Annotated in this window: 20 protein-coding genes; 7 read left to right on the top strand and 13 right to left on the bottom strand. The window is 63.2% G+C overall.

Features of this window, described 5'->3' with window-relative positions:
* Positions 1 to 45 precede the first annotated feature (45 nt).
* The 7 genes from ugpE to C1720_RS08160 form a co-directional block, all read right to left on the bottom strand.
* Positions 46 to 903, bottom strand: coding sequence for a sn-glycerol-3-phosphate ABC transporter permease UgpE (ugpE, locus tag C1720_RS08130; RefSeq protein WP_102283855.1), 858 nt, complete (start codon positions 901 to 903; stop codon positions 46 to 48).
* A gap of 61 nt (positions 904 to 964) precedes the next feature.
* Positions 965 to 1,849, bottom strand: a complete 885-nt coding sequence (ugpA, locus tag C1720_RS08135) for a sn-glycerol-3-phosphate ABC transporter permease UgpA (protein WP_050716379.1) — start codon at positions 1,847 to 1,849, stop codon at positions 965 to 967.
* 251 nt (positions 1,850 to 2,100) lie between these two features.
* A complete protein-coding gene (gene ugpB, locus C1720_RS08140; RefSeq protein WP_102283856.1) occupies positions 2,101 to 3,420 on the bottom strand; it encodes a sn-glycerol-3-phosphate ABC transporter substrate-binding protein UgpB in 1,320 nt (439 codons plus the stop codon).
* 447 nt (positions 3,421 to 3,867) lie between these two features.
* On the bottom strand, positions 3,868 to 5,061 hold the full coding sequence (locus C1720_RS08145) for a GDSL-type esterase/lipase family protein (protein ID WP_102283857.1): 1,194 nt from the start codon (positions 5,059 to 5,061) through the stop codon (positions 3,868 to 3,870).
* Between the two features lie 345 nt (positions 5,062 to 5,406).
* Positions 5,407 to 6,171, bottom strand: coding sequence for an ankyrin repeat domain-containing protein (locus C1720_RS08150; RefSeq protein WP_102283858.1), 765 nt, complete (start codon positions 6,169 to 6,171; stop codon positions 5,407 to 5,409).
* A 141-nt stretch (positions 6,172 to 6,312) separates the two neighbouring features.
* Entirely contained in the window at positions 6,313 to 8,007 is a 1,695-nt protein-coding gene (locus C1720_RS08155; protein ID WP_158241678.1) for a Tle-like phospholipase domain-containing protein, read from the bottom strand.
* Between the two features lie 399 nt (positions 8,008 to 8,406).
* Complete coding sequence (locus C1720_RS08160; RefSeq protein WP_102283860.1) at positions 8,407 to 10,410, bottom strand: TonB-dependent receptor plug domain-containing protein; 2,004 nt, start codon at positions 10,408 to 10,410, stop codon at positions 8,407 to 8,409.
* A 138-nt stretch (positions 10,411 to 10,548) separates the two neighbouring features.
* Here C1720_RS08160 and C1720_RS08165 point away from each other — a divergent pair, with 138 nt between their 5' ends.
* From C1720_RS08165 to C1720_RS08175, 3 genes are read left to right on the top strand one after another with little or no spacing between them, the layout of a single operon-like run.
* Positions 10,549 to 11,505 (top strand): hypothetical protein, encoded by a 957-nt coding sequence (locus tag C1720_RS08165; RefSeq protein ID WP_102283861.1) that lies wholly within the window; start codon positions 10,549 to 10,551, stop codon positions 11,503 to 11,505.
* On the top strand, positions 11,498 to 12,097 hold the full coding sequence (locus tag C1720_RS08170) for a cytochrome c oxidase subunit 3 (RefSeq protein ID WP_102284586.1): 600 nt from the start codon (positions 11,498 to 11,500) through the stop codon (positions 12,095 to 12,097). Before C1720_RS08165 ends, C1720_RS08170 begins: the two co-directional genes overlap by 8 nt.
* Positions 12,098 to 12,109: 12 nt before the next feature.
* Entirely contained in the window at positions 12,110 to 12,376 is a 267-nt protein-coding gene (locus C1720_RS08175; RefSeq protein ID WP_050714802.1) for a cytochrome C oxidase subunit IV family protein, read from the top strand.
* On the opposite strand, the gene C1720_RS08180 is transcribed toward C1720_RS08175, so the two are convergent.
* The 4 genes from C1720_RS08180 to C1720_RS12995 form a co-directional block, all read right to left on the bottom strand.
* Positions 12,330 to 13,187 carry a helix-turn-helix transcriptional regulator gene (locus C1720_RS08180; RefSeq protein ID WP_500797088.1) on the bottom strand — a complete coding sequence of 286 codons (858 nt, stop codon included), beginning with the start codon at positions 13,185 to 13,187 and terminating at the stop codon, positions 12,330 to 12,332. The genes C1720_RS08175 and C1720_RS08180 overlap by 47 nt on opposite strands.
* A gap of 132 nt (positions 13,188 to 13,319) precedes the next feature.
* Positions 13,320 to 13,757 carry a hypothetical protein gene (locus C1720_RS12990; RefSeq protein ID WP_146006917.1) on the bottom strand — a complete coding sequence of 146 codons (438 nt, stop codon included), beginning with the start codon at positions 13,755 to 13,757 and terminating at the stop codon, positions 13,320 to 13,322.
* Between the two features lie 52 nt (positions 13,758 to 13,809).
* A complete protein-coding gene (locus tag C1720_RS14600) occupies positions 13,810 to 13,929 on the bottom strand; it encodes an aminopeptidase N C-terminal domain-containing protein (protein WP_369406069.1) in 120 nt (39 codons plus the stop codon).
* Positions 13,913 to 14,107, bottom strand: a complete 195-nt coding sequence (locus tag C1720_RS12995) for a hypothetical protein (RefSeq protein ID WP_146006916.1) — start codon at positions 14,105 to 14,107, stop codon at positions 13,913 to 13,915. The genes C1720_RS14600 and C1720_RS12995 overlap by 17 nt, the downstream gene beginning before the upstream one ends.
* Before the next feature lie 114 nt (positions 14,108 to 14,221).
* Between C1720_RS12995 and C1720_RS13000 the strand changes: the two genes are divergently transcribed.
* Together C1720_RS13000 and C1720_RS08195 are read left to right on the top strand one after the other, a co-directional pair.
* Positions 14,222 to 14,647: a hypothetical protein gene (locus C1720_RS13000; protein WP_146006915.1), complete on the top strand. Its 426-nt coding sequence runs from the start codon at positions 14,222 to 14,224 to the stop codon at positions 14,645 to 14,647.
* Positions 14,648 to 14,669: 22 nt separating this feature from the next.
* Positions 14,670 to 15,122: a TonB-dependent receptor plug domain-containing protein gene (locus C1720_RS08195; protein ID WP_102283806.1), complete on the top strand. Its 453-nt coding sequence runs from the start codon at positions 14,670 to 14,672 to the stop codon at positions 15,120 to 15,122.
* Positions 15,123 to 15,359: 237 nt separating this feature from the next.
* Here the strand turns inward: C1720_RS08195 and C1720_RS08200 are convergent, their stop codons facing one another.
* Both C1720_RS08200 and C1720_RS14430 read right to left on the bottom strand, forming a co-directional pair.
* The gene (locus tag C1720_RS08200) at positions 15,360 to 17,066 is read right to left on the bottom strand and encodes a vWA domain-containing protein (RefSeq protein WP_102283805.1); all 1,707 of its coding nucleotides are present in this window, start codon (positions 17,064 to 17,066) and stop codon (positions 15,360 to 15,362) included.
* A gap of 313 nt (positions 17,067 to 17,379) precedes the next feature.
* A complete protein-coding gene (locus tag C1720_RS14430) occupies positions 17,380 to 17,505 on the bottom strand; it encodes a hypothetical protein (RefSeq protein WP_255397816.1) in 126 nt (41 codons plus the stop codon).
* A 377-nt stretch (positions 17,506 to 17,882) separates the two neighbouring features.
* On the opposite strand from C1720_RS14430, the gene C1720_RS13745 reads away from it, so the two are divergent.
* Together C1720_RS13745 and C1720_RS08215 are read left to right on the top strand one after the other, a co-directional pair.
* The gene (locus C1720_RS13745; RefSeq protein ID WP_199170976.1) at positions 17,883 to 18,053 is read left to right on the top strand and encodes a hypothetical protein; all 171 of its coding nucleotides are present in this window, start codon (positions 17,883 to 17,885) and stop codon (positions 18,051 to 18,053) included.
* A gap of 178 nt (positions 18,054 to 18,231) precedes the next feature.
* Positions 18,232 to 18,939 (top strand): class I SAM-dependent methyltransferase, encoded by a 708-nt coding sequence (locus C1720_RS08215; protein WP_102283864.1) that lies wholly within the window; start codon positions 18,232 to 18,234, stop codon positions 18,937 to 18,939.
* Positions 18,940 to 19,075: the final 136 nt, after the last annotated feature.

Here is a 19,075-nt window from a genome sequence, read left to right on the forward strand (position 1 = left end):
TATTGAGGGCCAATGGCTGATTCATTCGCGCGCCGGGAGCGCAAATCATTTTTCGGAATCCACCAGCCCCTTGACGAACCAGCGTTGCATCAGAATGACCACCAGCGCGGGCGGCAGCATGGCGAGCATGGCCGTGGCCATGACGGCATTCCATTCGGTATAGGCATCGCCGCCGGTAATCATGCTTTTGATGCCCATCACCACGGGATACATGTCGCTGCTGGTGGTGACCAGCAGGGGCCACAAATATTGATTCCAGCCGTAAATGAACTGAATGACGAACAGCGCGGCAATGCTGGTTTTTGAAAGGGGCAGCAAAATGTCCTTGAAAAAACGCATGGGGCCTGCGCCGTCAATGCGGGCGGCCTCAATTAATTCGTCGGGCACCGTGAGAAAAAACTGGCGAAACAAGAATGTGGCCGTGGCCGAGGCGATCAGCGGCACCGTCAGGCCCGCATAACTGTTGAGCAGGCCCAGATCGGAAACTACCTTGTAGGTGGGCAATATGCGCACTTCCACCGGCAGCATGAGCGTGATGAAAATCGCCCAGAAAACCAGCCCGCGCAGCGGAAAGCGGAAATAGACGATGGCAAAGGCCGACAGCAGCGAAATGATGATTTTGCCAATGGCAATCACCAGCGCGCTGACCAGGCTCACCCACATCATGGGCCAGACAGGCTCGATTTTTGTGCCGTAGCCGCTGACGCCGCCAAACAGCGCCAGGCGGTAGCTTTCCAGCATGTTGCCGCCCGGCGCGAGCGACATGGGCACGTTTTGCACGATGGCCTCTGCTGTCTGGGTGGAGGCCACGAAGGTGATATAGACCGGCAGGGCGATGATGAGCACGCCCAGCACCAGCACAAGGTGCGACAGCAGCGTGGCGGCGGGACGGTTTTCAACCATTTTCTTTTTTCAGTTCTTTTGATGGTGTCTGGCGACGGTTCATGTGGGCGGCCACCACGTTTTATTGATATTGCACGCGCTTTTCGATAAAGCGGAACTGGAAAATGGTCAGCGCCACGACCATGATCATCAATACCACCGATTGCGCCGCCGATCCGCCCAGATCGAGCGCCTTGAAGCCATCGTGATAAACCTTGTAAACCAGAATGGATGTGTCCTGGCCCGGCCCGCCTTGCGTGGCGGCATCGACAATGCCGAAAGTGTCGAAAAAGGCATAAACCACGTTCATGACCAGCAAAAAGAAAGTGGTGGGCGAAAGCAGCGGAAATTGCACCGACCAAAAACGCCGCCACGGCCCCGCGCCGTCAATGGCCGCCGCCTCGATCAGGGATTTGGGAATGGATTGCAGGCCGGCCAGAAAAAACAGGAAGTTGTAGGAAATCTGTTTCCACACCGCCGCCATCACGATCAGCGCCATGGCGTGGCCGCTGTTCATCAGGTGATTCCAGTCCAGCCCGGCGGCCCGCAGCCAATAGCTGACCATGCCGATGGACGGCGCGAACATGAAGAGCCACAAAACCCCGGCCACGGCGGGCGCCACCGCGTAAGGCCAGATGAGCAGAGTTTTGTAGATGGCCGCGCCCTTGACCACCCGGTCGGCCATCACGGCCAGCATGAGCGAGAGCGCCAGCCCCAGCGCCGCCACGAGCGCTGAAAACAGCAGGGTGATTTTGAAAGAGGCCAGGTACGAGGCGTCTTGCCAGAGGTGGCGGAAGTTTTCCAGGCCCACGAATTCGACGCTGGCGCCGAAAGCGTCTTCCTGCTGCACGCTTTGCAAAAGCGCCTGCCCGGCGGGCCAGAAAAAGAAAATGATGACGATGGCCAGCTGCGGCGCAACCAGCAGCCAGGGCAGCCAGGTGGAGCGGAAAACAACGCGCTTTTCCATGTAAATGAAGCAGGTTTTTTTTGTTGCCTGTGTAACTGGCTGGCGGCCAGCCCAAACCGCGCATTCTATGCGGGGCATGCGTGGCACGGGGCCGCCGCGCGGCCCGCGCAAAGAAGGCCCGGAAGGCACAGCGGCAGGCGGCGCAATCCTGGCGGGGCCGCTCTGGAGAGACGCGAAAAACGGGCGGCCCTGCGTTCAGGGCGGCCCCGCGTTCACTCTCGCCGGGGCGGCGCGCGGGGCGCTTCAGGCCCTCACTTGTGTGCTTTCTGGAAGCGCTCCAGCTGCTCGTTGCCGCGCTTGACGACGGCGTCCAGCGCCTGCTTCGGGCTTTGCTTGCCGCTCCACACGCCTTCCAGCTCCTCATCGACGATGGTGCGAATCTGCACGAAGTTGCCCAGGCGGATGCCGCGCGACTTGTCGGTGGTCTGGCGAATCATCTGCTGCACGGCCACATCGGTGCCGGGGTTTTCCTTGTAAAAGCCCGATTTCTCCGTCAGTTCATAGGCGGCGATGGTCACGGGCAGGTAGCCCGTGCGCTGGTGGCTCCTGGCCGCCACTTCAGGCTGCGCGAGGAAGGCGAAGAACTTGCCCACGCCCTTGTATTCGTCAGCCTTCTTGCCGCCCATCACCCACAGGCTGGCGCCGCCAATCACGGTGTTCTGCGGCGCGCCTTGCACGTCGGGGTAGTAGGGCAGGGTGCTGATGCCGCTGGCGAATTTGGCGTTGCGCTTGACGTTGGCGTATAGGCCCGAGGAGCCGGTGGTCATGGCGCATTCGCCCGAGACGAAGGTGGCGTCGGCCAGATTGCCCCGGCCCTTGTAGATCAGCAGGCCGTCCTTGGCCATGTCAGCCAGGTTTTCAATGTGGCGCAGATGCACCGGCGAGTCCACGGCCATGCGTGCGCCCGTGCCGCCAAAGCCGTTGTTTTCCGTGGCAAAGAGCACGTTGTGCCAGGCCGAAAAGCTCTCCAGCTGCGTCCAGCTCACCCAGCTGGTGGTCAGGGGGCACTTGTGACCGGCGGCCTTGAGCTTTTGCGCGGCCTCCTTCACTTCGGGCCAGGTTTTGGGCGGCTTGTCAGCGTCCAGCCCGGCGGCCTTGAAGGCGTCCTTGTTGTAGAAGAAAACGGTGGTGGAGCTGTTGAAGGGAAAGCTCAGCATCTGCCCATTGGGCGCGGTGTAGTAGCCGGCCACGGCGGGCACGTAGGCTTTGGGGTCGAAGGCCAGGCCCGCTTCTTTCATGACCTCGGCCACGGGCTTGATGGCGCCCTTGCTGGCCATCATGGTGGCCGTGCCCACTTCAAACACCTGAAGAATGTGCGGCGCGTTGCCCGAGCGGAAGGCGGCAATGGCGGCCGTCATCGACTCGCCGTACTGCCCTTTGTAGGTGGGCGTCACGCGGTATTCCTGCTGGCTTTCGTTGAACTCCTTGGCCAGGTCATTGACCCACTCGCCCAAAGCGCCTGACATGGAATGCCACCACTGGATTTCCGTCTGCGCATGGGCGGGCAGCGCGCAGGCAGCGCCCAGCGCCAGGGCGACGGCATGGAATTTGGCGCGGAAATGCAAGGACATGAACAAAGTCTCCGGTTGAAGTGAAAAAGCGCAACAGGGCAGGCCAAGCTGCCCGGAAACGGGTTCCAAAGCGGAAATATGTCACAGCCCGTTGCAGCAAGAGCACGGATTGTCACGCAATGCGCGAAGGCGCGGCACGCGCCGCGCGCCATCTCTGCGCGCGTACATGCCCCAAGCGATTTCGCCGCGCTCGCAGGCGGGCTGCTGGCGCAGCTGGCGCATGGGCTGGCGCTTCCTGGCCGTCCCATTCCGTCAGGCGGCATCATCAAAAACAGAAGCGAAATCAAGGGGGTAGGAAATGCCGTTTAGCGCAGTATCCACTAGGACACCATGCTACGAATAGAGTAGCTAAACAAGCGGCTGAAATAGCGTATCGCGCCCAGCAACCGGCTCATCGCGGCCGCGTTGTTCGCGCCTTGTTGCACGCCTACAGGCCATGAACGGGCTTCAGCCCGCCAGACGCGCCAGGCTGTCAGCCAGCTGGCGGGCGGCGCGGGCGTAGCCAGCGGGGGTGAAATGCACGCCGTCGGGGGCCATCAGGCCCTCGGCCTGCCAGCGGCGCGCCGTGCAGGGGCCGCCCATTGCGTCTTGCCAGGGCCACCAGGCGGCCTGGGCGGCCTGCGCCTGGCGGCGCTGCATGCGCTGCGCCAGGCCCAGCCACAGGGGGCGGCCGCAGTCGCCCTCTGTCTCTGCCTCTGTCTGGAGCGCGCCGGGGCGCAGCGCGTCAGGCGCGCCCAGCAGGAGCAGACCCGCGCGGGGGAGGGCGCGGCGGGCGGCGTCCAGCACCCGCGCCCAGGCGGCTTCAGCGCGGGCCGGGTCGGGGCGCGGATCAAAAGCCTCATTCGTGCCAAAGGCGAAGATGAGCAAATCAGCCCGCATGGCCAGCAAATCTTGCGGCCAGCCGCTCCGCCAGCGTTCGGTGTGGGTGATTTGCGCGCCGTTCAAACCCAGCGCCGAGACGGTGACGCCCGCGCCGCCGTTTTCAAAACCCATGGGGCCGAGTTCCCACACATCGCCCGCCTGGGCCGTGATGCGCAGCGGCGGCTCAGCCCGAAAGGCCATAGCGCGCCAGCCCTGGCCATGCGGCGCTTCAGGCGCTTCGGCATGCGCCAGGCCCTGCGCATCCTCAAACCGCAGCGGGCCGCTGGCGCGCGCGGGCCGCGCCAGCGCCGTCACGCGCTGCGGCCCTGCGTAGCCTGCTGCGGGCGTGAGCAGCAAACGCCCCCCGCCAGGCTCCGAGCGCGCCAGCACGCCGCCCAGAGGAAAGCCGCTGCCTTCCTGCCGCGCCGTCAGCACGCGCCAGCCGCTGGCGGCGCATTGCATGACGGCGGCCCGCTGCCCCGCCACGGCAACGGGCCAGACCCAGCCCGCCCCCGCGTTGCCCCACCGCTCTTGCAGCGCGGCGCGCAGCCCGCCCGTGAAAAAGTCGCCCGCCGTATGCGAATCGCCAATTTGCACAATGCGAAAAACCTCGGCGCGCCCTTGGCGCAGGCTGCGCAGCTTGTCGATCCACGGCTGGCGCGCGGGGCCAAAGTTTTCCAGCCAGTCGCGGCGATCAGGCGCGGCGGAAGCGGCAGGCTGTGCAGCCACGGGCGGCAGGCACGCAAACGCAGCCCAGCTGATGACATGGCGGCGGTTCATGACCCGGCCCGCATCTCGCCCGAAACTGGCCGCCCAAGTGGATGAAACGCTTGCAAACCCTGTGTCATGAGCGCTGCTTTTGAGACGGATGGCTTTTGGAAATCCGGTGACAGCGCTTCACCAAGTTGCTGCGGCCTGAAGATCGGGCGCTTTCGCACCAAGCCCTATACGCTCAAAATTCATGGCAAGGCCGGGCGGTTCATTCAGGCTTTGCACGGGCAATGGGCCTATGCGTATCGCTATCGCGCTTCAGGCCGTCGCACTGATGAGCTGGCGTCGTGGATGCAGCCCTGCGACTTCCAGCGCCCTCACGCAGCTACCAAACACAAGCCTTCCCCGGCCCCGCTAACGCGAGGCATGGTCTTCCACGGCGATGCCGCGCTCGCGCAACCAGCCCCGCACCTTCTCGCGCTGGGCCTTGGCGCTGGCCATCAGCAGGTTTTCAGGCGTGTTGAAAAACGCGTACTGGAACGTGTAGCCCCAGCGATCTGTGGCGCGCGGATCCACGCCCAGTTCAAGAAACCGCAGCACATCGCCATAACTGTTGATGGAAGCGGCCTTGTGCACCAGCGTTTCATCATTGTTATTGCGCACATGAATATTCGCGCCCGCATCGAGCAAAAGGCGCACATTGGCTTCGGTATTGGGGCCTAAAGCAGCAAACAGCGGCGTTTCTCCCAATTTGTTTTTCCCTTCGGTGGAAGCGCCGCGTTTGAGCATGGTTTTGAGCCAGTAACTGTCTTCCAGTATGGCTGCCATATGCATGGGCGTATCACGCGCCTGCCCCAGATGGCTGGGGGAAGCGCCCAGCTCCAGCAAATTGTCAAAGGCCGTCCGGTTGCCTTCTTTCATGGCCACGCCCAGCAAAGACATTTCGCGTGCATTGAGGCTATCGGGATCGGCGCCACCGGCAATCAGCTCACGCGCGCGGGCCATATCGCCACCGGCCGCCGCCGCATAAAGAGCCGCAGCCTTGGGAGAGCCGAAATTTTCAGAGTTCATTTGAGTTCCTTGCTGGCCACAGGCGGCTGTCGCCAGGATGATTGAAAAAAACAATGCCAGTAATGCTGGCAAACGCCTGGAAAAATGGATGAAAGGGGTTTGCGGCATAGGGGTGCCCCGTCACGTCAGCATTGAAGCGGCCATGGAGAGTCAACGCTCCGATAAAGACAAAAACGCCCGGCGTTTCCGGCGGGCGTTGATGATGACACAGGTGATCAAAAAACCGGCTTTTCTCTTTGAACGGATTGCTTACCACCAGTTTGCGGGGTTGAGCTTGCTGTCTGCAAGCCATTTTGCGCCTTCAGCCACTTTGCCAGCCGCCCAATTTGCGCCGTCTGCCACTTTGCCGGCAGCCCATCGCGCTCCATCCACGGCTTTTCCGGCCGCCCATTTGGCTCCATCAACGGCTTTCCCAGCAGCCCATTTGGCTCCATCTACGGCTTTGCCAGCGGCCCATAGAGTCGCATCGCGGGCCAATTGAATGCCATCACCCAATTTTCCAGTGGCCCATTGAATGCCGTCGCCCAGCTTGTCCAGCCCACGGCCTGCCAAGTCGCCCGCTTTATCCATCAGCGTGTTGACGCCTTGGCCAGCCGTTTCAACAAAAGAGGCCACTTTGTTGAAGCCTGATTCCAGGCCCACTTGCTTGCCCGTATTGCGTATGAACTTGCCAACGAGGGTGGAGCCTTCCATGACGACATCACCGGCAAAGTCGGCTCCTTGCCTGACTGCGCTGCCGGTGATGTCCAGGGCGGCATCGGCGGCCTGCCCCGTCAAACGCACGCTGCCTTCAATCAGCTGGCCTTTCGCCAGATCGTTTTTGACAACTGCCGACATCTCGCCGCGCGTTTCGTGCAATGCACCAATAGCTTCAGAACCCAAGTCAAACACATTCTTGCCCGCAGAGGCCAAGAGATTGACTGTTGCCTCGGGAAGGTTTTCCAAGGCATTCAGGACAGGCAGCGGATTTGATTTTTCATATGCAGCGTTTTCACGCAGGGCTTCCACGTAGGACGTGTTGTCCTGGCCGCCGCCGTGCAGATTGACTGGCCCCATAAGGCCCGATTTATCCGTCGTTTGGGAGGGTTTCACATGCAATTCATGCCCCACCGCATCAGGCAAGGAGCCGCCCAGAATGCTGGTAATTCCAAATTGCTGCCAGCCTTTTGTAGCTTCGCTTTTTTGCTGCGCCGTTGTCAGCAAATCGCCATCGACGACATAGCGGCGAATTTGCCCGTTGTCTGCCATCGCCGCGCGAACTTCATTGGGGTTGCCTTGCAGGGCGCGAATGGTGTTGTCGCTCAAACCCGCCGCATTGAAAGTAACGCCGGGCGCGCCCGTTGCCAGCATGGCGGCGGAAGCCAGGCCGCCTCCCAGCGAATGCCCCGTGAAAACCACATTGCCTTTGCCGAATATTTTTTCGGCATTCTGGGCCAAGGCAACCGCTTGCTGATATTGCTCGGTTTTCAGGCCGGCGCCCTGCCCGGCATTGGTGGTGAGATCGCCGCCTGCGCCCGGACTCCAGTTGTCAGTGCCGCGATAGGCCACCACATATTGGCCTTGTGCATTTTGATAAATGGCCGCGTCAAATCCGGTCGTGGGGTCATGCAGGTCAGCGGTAGAGATGGGGATGCGATTGCCTTGCGCATCCACCAGGTGATCGCCTTCGGGCCTCAAACGCCGCCATCCGGCTTGCTCCAGTTCGCGTTCAGACTGGGTGCCTGTTGCGCCTGGAGCGTCGGATTTGTAGGCATCGTTGGACATCATGGCCAACTGCAAATCCCGTTCGCGCTGCGGAGCCGTGCCCCTGACGCTGCTGGCAAAGGTTCCGTCGCCTACGGGATAGCCACGGCTGTGATCGACCTGGCGGGCGGATGAAGCGGCGGCGTCCATCGGGCGCGCGCTGACTGCGTGAAAGTTTGGACTGCTCGGACTGATTCGCATGGTTTTTGCTCCCATTCGTGATTGGTAGTTGAAACGGCAGACATGGTGCACGGTTGCCTAGCTAGGGTGGTTACCGGGGGGGTAGGCGCCTTTCCAGGCAGGATCGTCTGTCGGGGTGGATTAAAAACAGGAGCGAACTAAAGGGGCTTGAAATGACATTCTGCGCAGTTTCCACTAGGACCTCATGCTATTGATACAGGAGCGAAATTGAGTACCCTCCTCGATATGGTCTTTTCGCCTCCTTTCAGGCGGACCGTGAACCGGCTTCCGGGGCTGGGTTGCGGGTCCGCCCCAGACTTGAAGCGTGCAGAAAAAAGCCGCCGGAGCTTCGCGCTGCGGCGGCTTTGCGCTTGGCATGAGGTGCGGCGCTTGGCCGAAGGGCCGCGCGCCGGGGCAGGTTTAGAACCGCCAGTTCACGCTCAGGCGCCAGTCGCGGCCCGGCTCCAGGATGGAGCTGTGCTGGGTGCGGTAGAGGCGGTTGGCCACGTTGTGCACGCTCAGGTTCACGTTGAAGCGGTCGTGGCCCAGCGGCTGCCAGTTGGCGTAGAGGCTGTGCAGCGCCACTGATTTGAGCGTTTGGCTGCCGGTTTGCACGCCCGCGCGGTTGACGACGGGCACGGTGAGGCTTTCGGTGAACTGGCCGCGCCAGCCGATTTCAAGGCGCGGCTGGGCGAAGCGGTAGCTCAGCTGCGTATGCCACTGGCGGCCTGTGGGCGTGTAGTTGAGCATGGAGTACATGCCGCCCAGGCTGCCTTCCAGACGGGGCTTGCTGTGCGTCATGGCCGCGCGCGCCTGCCAGGGGCCGTCGCGCCAGCCCGCTTCCAGCTCGTAGCCCCGGTTGATGAGCTTGCCCACGTTGTCTTGCTCGTTGCGGGCGTTGTTGCCCAGGTAGTCGTGCGTGACCTGGCGGAACACCGCGCCCGAGGCGGTGAAGGGGCCGCTTTGCCACTGCGCGCCGATTTCGGCATTGACGGCACGCTCGGCCTTGACGCCGTCGGCCACGCCGCGCGAGAGGTTGAGGAGCATGGCCTCTTGCAGGCGCGGACTGCGGCTGGCTTGCGCCACGCCGGCATGCAGGCTCCATTGCGGGCTGATGTCCCAAATGGCGTTGATGCTGGGGTTGAGCTGGCCTTTGCTGACGCTCTTGCCCCGGGCCGTGGTCAGGCTGAAGTGGTCATAGCGCAGGCCGGTGGTGATGGTGAACGGCTCGAAGGCCCAGATGCCTTCGCCATACAGGCCCCAGTCGGTTTTTTTCTCGCCAGTGTGGCTGACCAGGTTGTTGACTTCCTCGCGGCGCACGTTCACGCCGTATTTGATGCGGTGGTCTTGCCAGGCCGTGACAAAGCCCGCGTTGGCGCCCGTGCTCTTGACGTTGGAGTGGTTGTAGGGCGAAGTGGCGCGGCAGCCGCCCAAAGGCCCCAGCGCGCGCTTGGAGTCATCCATCTTGGTGTGATAGATGTTGGCGTCGGCCTTTTGCGCAAAGCCCAGGTTGCGGCCCTTGTATTCGAGGTTGGTGGTGTCGTATTTCAGGTCGCCGTCATACAGCGGGCAGCCCGCCAGGCCGGCCACGTTCAGGCGCAAGGTGCGGTTGCCGCTTTGGCCTTCATGGCGCTGGCTGATGGAAAGGCGGTGATCAGGCGCGAGATTCCAGCCCAGCTTGAGCAGGTACGAGCGCTGGTCCACGGCGGAGTGCTCAACCTTTTTGCCGTCGCCGTCTTTGTAGTCTTTCTGGTTCACGCCGTTGAGCATGAGCAGGCCGTCAAAGCGCTCGCCAAAGCGGCCATAGCCGGCCAGGGATGCGCCTGCGCCCTTGTTGCTTTGCGCGCTGGCGCTCACGCGCGCGCCGAAGTTCTGGCCGGGGGCGAGCAAATCGGGCGCATCCACGGTGGTCATGCGGATGGCGCCGGCTGTCACGCCGATGCCCGCGCTGGCCGCGCCCGCGCCTTTTTCCACTTCAATGCTCTTGAGCAGCGCAGGGTCGAACATGAAGCGGCCCTGGTGGTGAAAGACTTGCGAGCTTTGCCCGGCGTTGTCCACGGTGAAAGTGAGGTGGTTTTCGCCCAGGCCGCGAATGCTGAACATCTGCGAAGCGCCGTTGCCGCCGCTGACGTGCACGCCGGGCTGCTGCGAGAGCACGTCTTTCATGTCCACCACGGTGTTTTTATCGACCGTCTGGCGGCCCTTGACGCCGCCAGCGGCGCTGCTGGCCGTGACCTGCACGGTATCGAGCGTGTAGCCGGAGGCGCTTTCTTCGCCGTCTGCCGTCTGCGCACCCTTCGTGGATGCTTTCGCCACCCTGACGGGTTCCCCTTTTGCTGCGCCCTGCGCCAGCGCCATGCCAGCGGGCAGCATCAGCAGCGCCACGGAAATGGCGCTCAGCCGCGCCGGAATGCCAATGGACATGAAATTCACCTTTCAAAAAAACATGTTCAAGAAACATTCGCATTCTATGTAAAAAGATATTTGTTTGCGTTAAGTTAAACATTGCGGCGTTTCTTTTCTGCCGCCGCCTTGCATACCGCTTGCCCACGCCGTTTGCCCATGTCGACCGCTTTCCGTTCACGTCCGTCCGGCCTCCGCACGGCCCGCCGCCAGCGCCAGCGGCTGGCCGCGAAGGCGCTGTGGGCCTGCGGTGCGGCGCTGGCGGCGGGTCATGCGGCGCTGGCTGTCTGGCGCATGGCTGAACTGGCGCAGGGGCCTCAGCCTTCATCGGCGCGGGTATGGGCCACGCTGGGCCTGACGCTGGCTTCCTGCTTCTGGCCGCTGGCGTGCCGGTGGCAAGCGGCCCGGCGTAGCGTCTGTCTCTGGGCGCAGCAGGGCGCGCAGGCAGGTGATTTGCTGTGCATGGGCATGCTCTGCGCGCTGCTGCCCGAGCTGGCGTTTCCGCTATCGCCTTTGCGGCTGCAACTTGGGCTGCCCCTGCCCATCGTGGCGACAGCGGCAGTCTTTTCGGTTTTGCTGCTTCTGTATCTGGCCTGGCTGGCTCCGCCGCGACAGGCTTTGCGTCACATCGCGCCCGCTGCCTTGCTCCTGCCGCTGGGGCTGACGGTGATGGCCAGCGATGTGAACGTGGGGCTGGACGATTCGCCCGTGCAGCGCCATCTGGCGCTCGTGTATCAGAAACGCGCTTGGCGCGTGCCAAGCGGCACTGGGCTCCCAGACCCATCCAGCGCCCGCGCCCGCGTTCGCCGCGTGGCCTATGAAGTGCTGGCCGCTCCCCTGCTTTCACCGGGCGGCGCGCAAGGCGCGCTCTGTCAATGGCTGCCGGTGGACATCGGCCTCTACATTCAGGCGCGGCCAGACCAGCCCATCTGCCTGGCTTGGCATGCCGGGGCGCTGGGCGCACGCTGGCTCATGACTGCGCCCGCCAGCGCCTGCCAGCCGGGCATTACGGAGCAAGCAGAAGAAAACCCGCCGCCAGCCTATGGCCCTAACCGTGGCATGGGCGCGCCTTCCGGCGCGGCGCGCGGGCTACCATCAGCCGCTGCCCATGACTGAATCCATCTCTTCCGCACTTTCCCCTGCCCCGGCGCAGGCGCGGCGTTTGCCTGGCGATCAGTTCGTCTGGTACGTCGTCTTGCTGGAGGCGCTGACCTTTTGCGTGCTGTTTGGCGCTTTCGCTTTCGCGCGCGTGGCGCATCTGGAGCTGTTCAACGCTTCGCAACAGCGGCTGAATGTCAGCGCGGGAGCCATCAACACGGCGCTGCTGCTGACGGCCAGCTGGTGCGTGGCGCGCGCCGTGCTGACCGTGCGCGAGGGCGGCAAAACCGCCGGGCTGCTATGGCTGGCGGCTGGCTGGGCCTTGGGCGCAGGCTTTGTCGTTTTCAAGCTGCATGAATACGCTGACAAGGCGGCCGAAGGCATCGGGCTGTCCACCAATCTGTTTTTCGACTTCTATTTCATCCTCACCGGCTTTCACCTGCTGCACGTGCTGGCAGGGCTGCTGGCACTGCTGCTGGTGGGGGCGGGTCTGGCGCGGCAGCCGAAAAACGCACCCAGCGGCTACGCGCTGGAAACGGCGGCGGCCTTCTGGCACTTGGTCGATCTGCTGTGGCTGGTGCTGTTTCCGCTGGTTTACGTGATGCACTGAAAGAGCCTTGCCATGAAACTGCGCCTGATTGATCTCGTGTGGCTGCTGCTTCTGGCGGCCACGGCCACAACCTGGTGGCTGGACGCCAGCGGCAAACTGGACACGCCAGCTCACACGCCCGTGGTGTGGCTCATCTTTGGCTTGGCCTGGCTCAAGGGGCTGGGGGTGATTCTGGAATTCATGGAACTGCGCCACGCCCCCGCCCTGTGGCGCAACGCGCTGCTGGCCCTGTTCACGCTGATGGTGGCGCTGATTCTGCTGGCCTGGGCCGTGGCCTGAGAATCTGTTCACAATCTTTTAAGCAGCGCGCCTGGCTGGGCGGATAGCCAAAGTGGCGAGTGAAAGCCTGGCTGAAATTGCCGGGCTGGCCGTAGCCCACACGCCAGGCGGTTTCAGTCACGCGGCAGCCGGCTTGCAGGTGGCGCAGGGCCAGCGCCATGCGCGCGCAGGTGTGAAAGTCTTGCGGACTGCCGCCCCAGGCTTGGCGGAAGCTGCGGCGCAGGCGGCTTTCGCTCATGTGCAGCTCGTCGGCCAGGCGGCGGATGGAAACGCTTTCATGCGCGTGCGCCAGCAGCCAGCGGCGGGCCTGCTCCATGCGGGCGGCCTCCTGCGGACGCAGCAAGCGAGGGCTTTCGGCTGGGGGCGCGGCGGACAGGGGCGTGGGGCCGCTGGCGGGCAGCAGGCGCAGTTGCTCGTGCAACAGGGCCAGCGCGCCAGCGTGCAGGGCCAGCAGCCTGCCCGGCGTGTCTGGCGCCGGATGGGCGGCCTGCCAGGCCAGAGCGCGGGCATGGGCCAGGGCGGCGGCGCTGGCGGGGCGGCAGGCCAGCAGGCGCACGCCGCTGGCATGGCGCAAAAGCTGGCGGGCAGCGGCCTCGCCCAAGTAGGCGGTGAGCAGCTCTTCATCCAGTTGCAGGCGCAGTTGCTCGACGTGTTGCTCGGCGCTGCCGCTGTAGCGGCGCTCGCCTTGGGCGTCGATGAAGCTGGAGATGGTGACGCTGCCGCAGTCAAAGCGAAGCTGCTGGCCGCGCCGCTCTTCAAAAGACGAGTGGCCTTGCAGCCCGAAGGTCAGGCTCAGCAGCGGGCGCGGCAGGCAGCGGCGGCTTTTGTCCTATTAAGTGGATTAAAAGCGCAATGCGACTGCGTTGGCGTATTGTCTGTATGCCCTGCGGCTCGCGCTTTGTAGCATTTTTATTTTAATCCGCTATAAATTTGCCTATCGGCTTTATCCGTTCTCCGGTACGCATTCCTGCCGATGGAATTTCGGCCATGAAAGGTGCATGCTCATCACTTGGACGCAGCGGTGGTCTTTTGATAACCGGTATCGTCTGGTCAAATAATGCCTGATTTCAAAATATTCTGATTCATAACACCCTTTTTCGCGGCAGGGCTGCCCCATTCTTTGCGCTGCCGAAATGTCTATCGCCGCATATTCGCGCGGCAACCACGCCAAAAAAACCGCCATACAAACCAGCGTTGCCAGTTGGCAGCAGACAACCCGCTTCCGTGCCCGAAATTCGTGCCGGAAAAAGGTGCGCAGCAGCGACAGGGAAACGGCGGCAAACAAGCCCGACAACGCCGCCGCTGCCGTAAGGACAAAAAGCTCGTCCTGCACGGCAAACGCCAAAGCCATCAGCAGGCAGGCAGATGCGGATTTTTTCATTGCAGTATCCTTTTAGGTGGGCGGTGGCGGGTGCAGGCTGCCTGAAACCGCCCTAGCCCAAAATCTTCTCCACAATCTCGCGCACGTCTTTGGAAAGGTCGGGCATATTGGCGAGTGCCTGCAATTGCTGCCGCATTAGGGCTTGGCGCTGCGGCTCAATGCGCTGCATCATCTTCCACCAGGTCGCGCTCGGGCCGGTAGCGGGTGGCAATCAGGGTCAGGCCCGGGGCCAGGCTCACACTGTCGCTGTGGCAGTCGCCCAGCGCGGGCGGCAGGCGGGTGCGGCTCCAGGGGCCGCGCCGCTCGGCGTGTGCGTCTGCTGGGGTGAGGCGGCATGTGGGCAGGGGCATGTCGGTTTTGCATGTGAATCTGGCTGGTTTGCATATTTTCATGAATGCGAACATTTCCCAGAATGCGGGCATTGCCTTGTCTTGGGTTGTTCTATGCGTTTCGCCTGTTTTGCCTTGTCACTCCTTGCCGTTTCTGCGCGCCTGGCGGCGCAGGCGCTGCCGGACTCATCCGGTTCGCCCGGCTCACCTGACGCACATGATGCTGGCAAGACGCTGCCCGCTGTGACCGTGACGGTGAACAAGCAAAGCCAGCCTCTGGACGCAGTGGCCGCTGGCGTAACGGCTTTTGCGGGCGAGGAGCTGGCCAGCGAAGGCGTGCGCGATTTGCAGGGCGTGGCGCAGATGACGCCCGGTCTGACTTTTCAGCCTGTGGGGCAAAGCAGCCCCAGAGCCTGTTCACGGTCTGTCCGTGGGCGCAAAAGCACGGACTCAGGCGGTCTGCGGCGTTGCAAATCCTCGCCGGGCCACAAGGCCCGCCTGCGGTTTGCGCCTTGCAGCCCATCCCGATCCGCACTTTTGCACCTCACGACTAGACCGTAAACAGGCTCTAGCGCCACCGGTGATGCGCGACATGACGGCCAACATCGTCGGCTTTTCGTCTGCCGTGGCGCTGCTGGTGGATGGCGTGCCCACGCTGCGCGGGCAGGGTTTTGGCGACAGCCTGCTGAGCGCGCAAAGCGTGGAGGTGCTGCGCGGCCCGCAGTCCACTCTTTACGGGCGCAACGCGCAGGCGGGGGTGATCAGCGTCGTCACGCGCCAGCCGGGCGATGCGCCCTATGCCCTGCTGTCAGCTGAAGGCGGCAGCCGCCGGCGCGCCGTGCTGCGCGCCGATGCCAGCCGCGCCCTGAAGCCGGGCCGCGCGTATCTGGGCGTTGCGGGCGAGTTCATGCGGCAAGACGGCTTCATTCGCAACCTGCACACGGGCCGCCGCGAAGACGGCCGCCAGCAGTACAACGGCCGCCTCACACTGCGCCTGCAAGGGCGCAGCAGGCGCGGAAAGTGCCCGGCAGGCTGAAAGCTGGCTGCCTATTTTTGCTCCTATATTCATAGTATGAAACCCCGGTGGAATGAGCGCAAAAGCCGTTTCAGCCCTTTCAGATTTGCTCCTTTTTCTTATGCATCCCGGCGGGCGCACGGCGCGCAGCGGCTTGTTGCGCCCAGTAGCCGCCCGCCCCGGGACTGCGCACGGGCGCCCCGCCCATCTACGCATGCAAAAACGGGGCCTGCGCCCCGTTTCATTCACGCGCGCCACTTACCGCGTCCGCCCACACGCCCGCCCGCGCAACCGCCTGCGCGCCGCACACAGCACCAGTGCCCCCAGAGCGCCCAGCGCCAGCGGATGGCTGGCAGGCACCGGCGTGACCTGGCCCGCCGGTGCAGGCGGCGTGACGATTTGCCGCAGCACAATGCTGTAAAGCCCCTGCGCCGAAACAGGCTCGTTCAGGTTGATGCGGTAGGTCTGCCCTGCCGTCACATCAAACTCCAGCGCGTATTGGTCCTGCCCCAGGCTGACCTGCGCTCCCGTGCCATCAACGGTCAGCGCAGGCACGAAATGCCCCTTGCCGTCCACCACCACGCGCACTCTGCCGCTGGCAGGCGCTGTGAACAGATAAACCGGCTCGGCCGCACCCGCGCGGGCATAGCCATACAGCCTCACGTCCAGCGGCAAATTGACGCTCGTGCGCGCCCACGGCGGCGTGGCGCTCAGCTGCGCCATCAGGCGCCGCCAGGCCTGCTGCGCCTGCGCGTTTTCCAGCACGGCGTAAGACCCTCCTCCAGCCAGCAGCGCCTCAATCACCGGGTCCAGCGGCTCCGCCAGCTTTTGCGGCCGCTGGCTCTCGCCGCGCAAATCGCCCGCTGCGGCGCCGGCCGCCTTCACGTTCAGCGGCACCAAATGGCCCAGGTTGATGATGATGTTGCTGGCCGTGGCCTGATTGATGGCCGATATCACGCCATTGAATCCGCCCTCGTCATCCAGATCGCTCAGCAAGTAAATGCGCGGCGTGTTTTCGTCATAACTGAACGGCTGCGGCGGCACGGGGCGTTTTTCAATGAGCATCTGCACGCTGTAAATAATGGCGCCCACAATGTTGGTTCCGCCCCAGGAGTCAATGGCATTGAACACATTCTTCGGCGCCAGCTCCTGCGCCAGCGTGAAGTCAGCCAGCCGCATGATTCGCCGGTCAAAATCCACCGCCGCCACCATGTGGGGCCGCAGGCCCAGCAAGGCGGCGTTTTCATTGACCTGCGCCATATCCTGCACCATGCCATTGGCCGCCAGAATGCGCAAATTGCCCGGGTCCGTCCATTGATTGCTGCCAGAGCTGTCCACGGCAATCACGCTATAGCGCAGGCCCGGGCTAAGCGTGAATATTTCCGCATTGCCGTAATAAGGCCCTGTTTCCACCTTGCCTGCCGCAGCCTGCGCCCCCGTGGCCGTGCCTTTCACCACAATGGCCACTTTGTATTCATCCTTTTGGCCTTCGTGCTTTTCCAGCTCCCTGCGCAGCACGGCCACCTTTTCTTGCGGCATTTCCCATTGATAAACATTGGGCGACTCGGATAATGGATTTAACACGCCCGCGTCCAGCTTCATCAGCAGCCGGTCCAGCTTTTGCGCGTAAAACAGCACCTCGAATTTGTCCAGCCCCGGCATCGTGCCCGTTTTCAGCTGCTTCCATATCAGTGTTACAGGCTTGTCCAGCTCCTTGAACGCATGCGGGCTATAGGTTCTGCTGATGCTCGCCGCCATGCCATGCTCGGCAAAAAGGGCGCCCACCTGGAGCGCCCTTTCAAGTTCTTGCGCATTGACGGGGCCTTCCTTGTCCAGATCGCCAACGGGCTTGCCCACGTAGCTTTTGTAGAAATGCTTGTGAAAGTCTGAAATGCCGCTCAAAGGGGCCGTGCCACGCGCGCCGCCGGGGTAAATGGCGCTGGCCGAAACGCTGGCAAAAGGCACTGTGATGGCGTCCTGGCAGTATTGCTCGCATAGCGCACGCTGGTTGGGTTCGTTATTTCCATCCGTTATGTCCCACAGCAGCCGGCCCACNTGGCGTCGCCATCGCCGCCTGCCAGCCCAGCGCCAGCATGGCCAGCAAGGTCCACCGGAGCCAGCGCCCCAGCAGCGCATGAAAGATGCAAAACGGCAGCTTGCGCCGCCCGTCGATTGACAAATGTTCCAGTTGCATTGCATCGCTCCTTTCCATAAGTGGTAACGCGTTTAAATAGTGGAATCCATCGTAAGCCGAGCATGGCAGTCTTTGCAATATCAATCAGACGCGCCGTTCCAAAAACTCACTGCTGCCCTCTGCAACGCCTGTTGCATCAGTAATGCCCACACGGTTTGACGGGTCAAATTCCACCGCTGGCAAGGCCTTCAGCCGCTCAAGAAACAGCATTCAGGCTCGCTGCCATGCCATGTCCGGCAAAAAGGGCGCCCACCTGGAGCGCCCTTTCAAGTTCTTGCGCATTGACGGGGCCTTCCTTGTCCAGATCGCCAACGGGCTTGCCCACGTAGCTTTTGTAGAAATGCTTGTGAAAGTCTGGGAACCTGTTCAGAGTCTGGCCGTGGGTGCGAAAAGCGCGGCCTCGGTCGCTCTGCGGCGTTGCCAATCCTCGCCGTGCCACAAGGCCCGCCTGCGCCTTGCAGCCCATCCTGATCCGCACTTTTGCCCCTCACGGCCAGACGGTGAGCAGGTTCTGATGACGGAACGCGCGCCCCGCCTGCCAGGCGGCGGACTACGGCCTGCAAGCCAGCTTCTTCGCTTTGGGGCGCTTGGCGCTCATGCCGCTGGCCGGCTGGCTGCTTGACGGCGCGGGCAGCGCTGCGCTGGTGGCCGCGCTGGCTGTCGCTTCCGCTGGCATGGCTGCGCTGGCAGGGCGCTGGATGGATGCGCTCGCGCGAGGGCTGGTGCATCAAAAAAAGGAGCGAATAAAAGCCCTATGAAAACGGCCTCAGCGCACATTTATCTAGGACCTCATGCTATGGATAAAGGAGCTAAAAAAGATCCGCCCAGAACAACTCCTGTACCGCTTTCGGGCCGCCCGCTTTCGCGGGGCCGGGGGCGAATTGCCAGACGGCTTTCCCAGCTTTTTTTCTTTTCACACCCTTCCATTCCTTTGCCATGACACAGCCATTGCCCGATCCGCGCTCCAGCCTCTCGCACTTCACTGCGCAGGAAGTGCAGCATTACGACAGCCGCATTCCCTCTCTTGTGCCTGGCTATGCCGTGCTGCACCACGGTGGCGCGGCCCTGCTGGGGCAGTGGCTGCCTGATGGCGCGCGCGTGCTGGCCGTGGGCGCGGGCACCGGCGCGGACTTGCTGGCGCTGCACCAGATGGCGCGGCAGGTGGGCAAATCGTGGCGCTACACCGCCGTGGAGCCGATGCCCGAGATGCTGGCGCTGGCGCGGCAGAAGTGCCTGGCGGCGGGCGTGCCGCAGATCGACTGGCACGGCGGCTTTCTGGACAGCGCCCCGCAAGAGCCGCACGACGCCGCTGTCTGCCACCTGGTCATGCACTTTATTGAAAGCCTGGAGGGCAAGCGCCAGTTGCTCGAAGGCATTGCCCGGCGCCTGAAGCCCGGCGCGCCGCTGCTGCTCAGCGATTTGATTGCCGCCCAGCCTGATGAGCGCGAGGCGCTGATTGAGTGCGTGACGGCCCTGGGCCTGCCCGCCGAGAAGGCGCAAGTCATGCGTTCCCGCCTGCAACAAGACTTTTTTCCGCTCACGCCTGAAGCGTTTGCCGCGCTGGCCGAGAGCTGCGGCTTCACGCCGCCCAGCCTGTTTTTCCGCGTGCCTGATTTCGCTGGCTGGGCGCTGCGGCGGGCGTGAAGGGGGNGCCTGCAACAAGACTTTTTTCCGCTCACGCCTGAAGCGTTTGCCGCGCTGGCCGAGAGCTGCGGCTTCACGCCGCCCAGCCTGTTTTTCCGCGTGCCTGATTTCGCTGGCTGGGCGCTGCGGCGGGCGT

Source organism: Ottowia massiliensis (assembly GCF_900240305.1).
In the GTDB taxonomy this organism is placed as follows: Bacteria; Pseudomonadota; Gammaproteobacteria; order Burkholderiales; family Burkholderiaceae_C; genus Ottowia; species Ottowia massiliensis.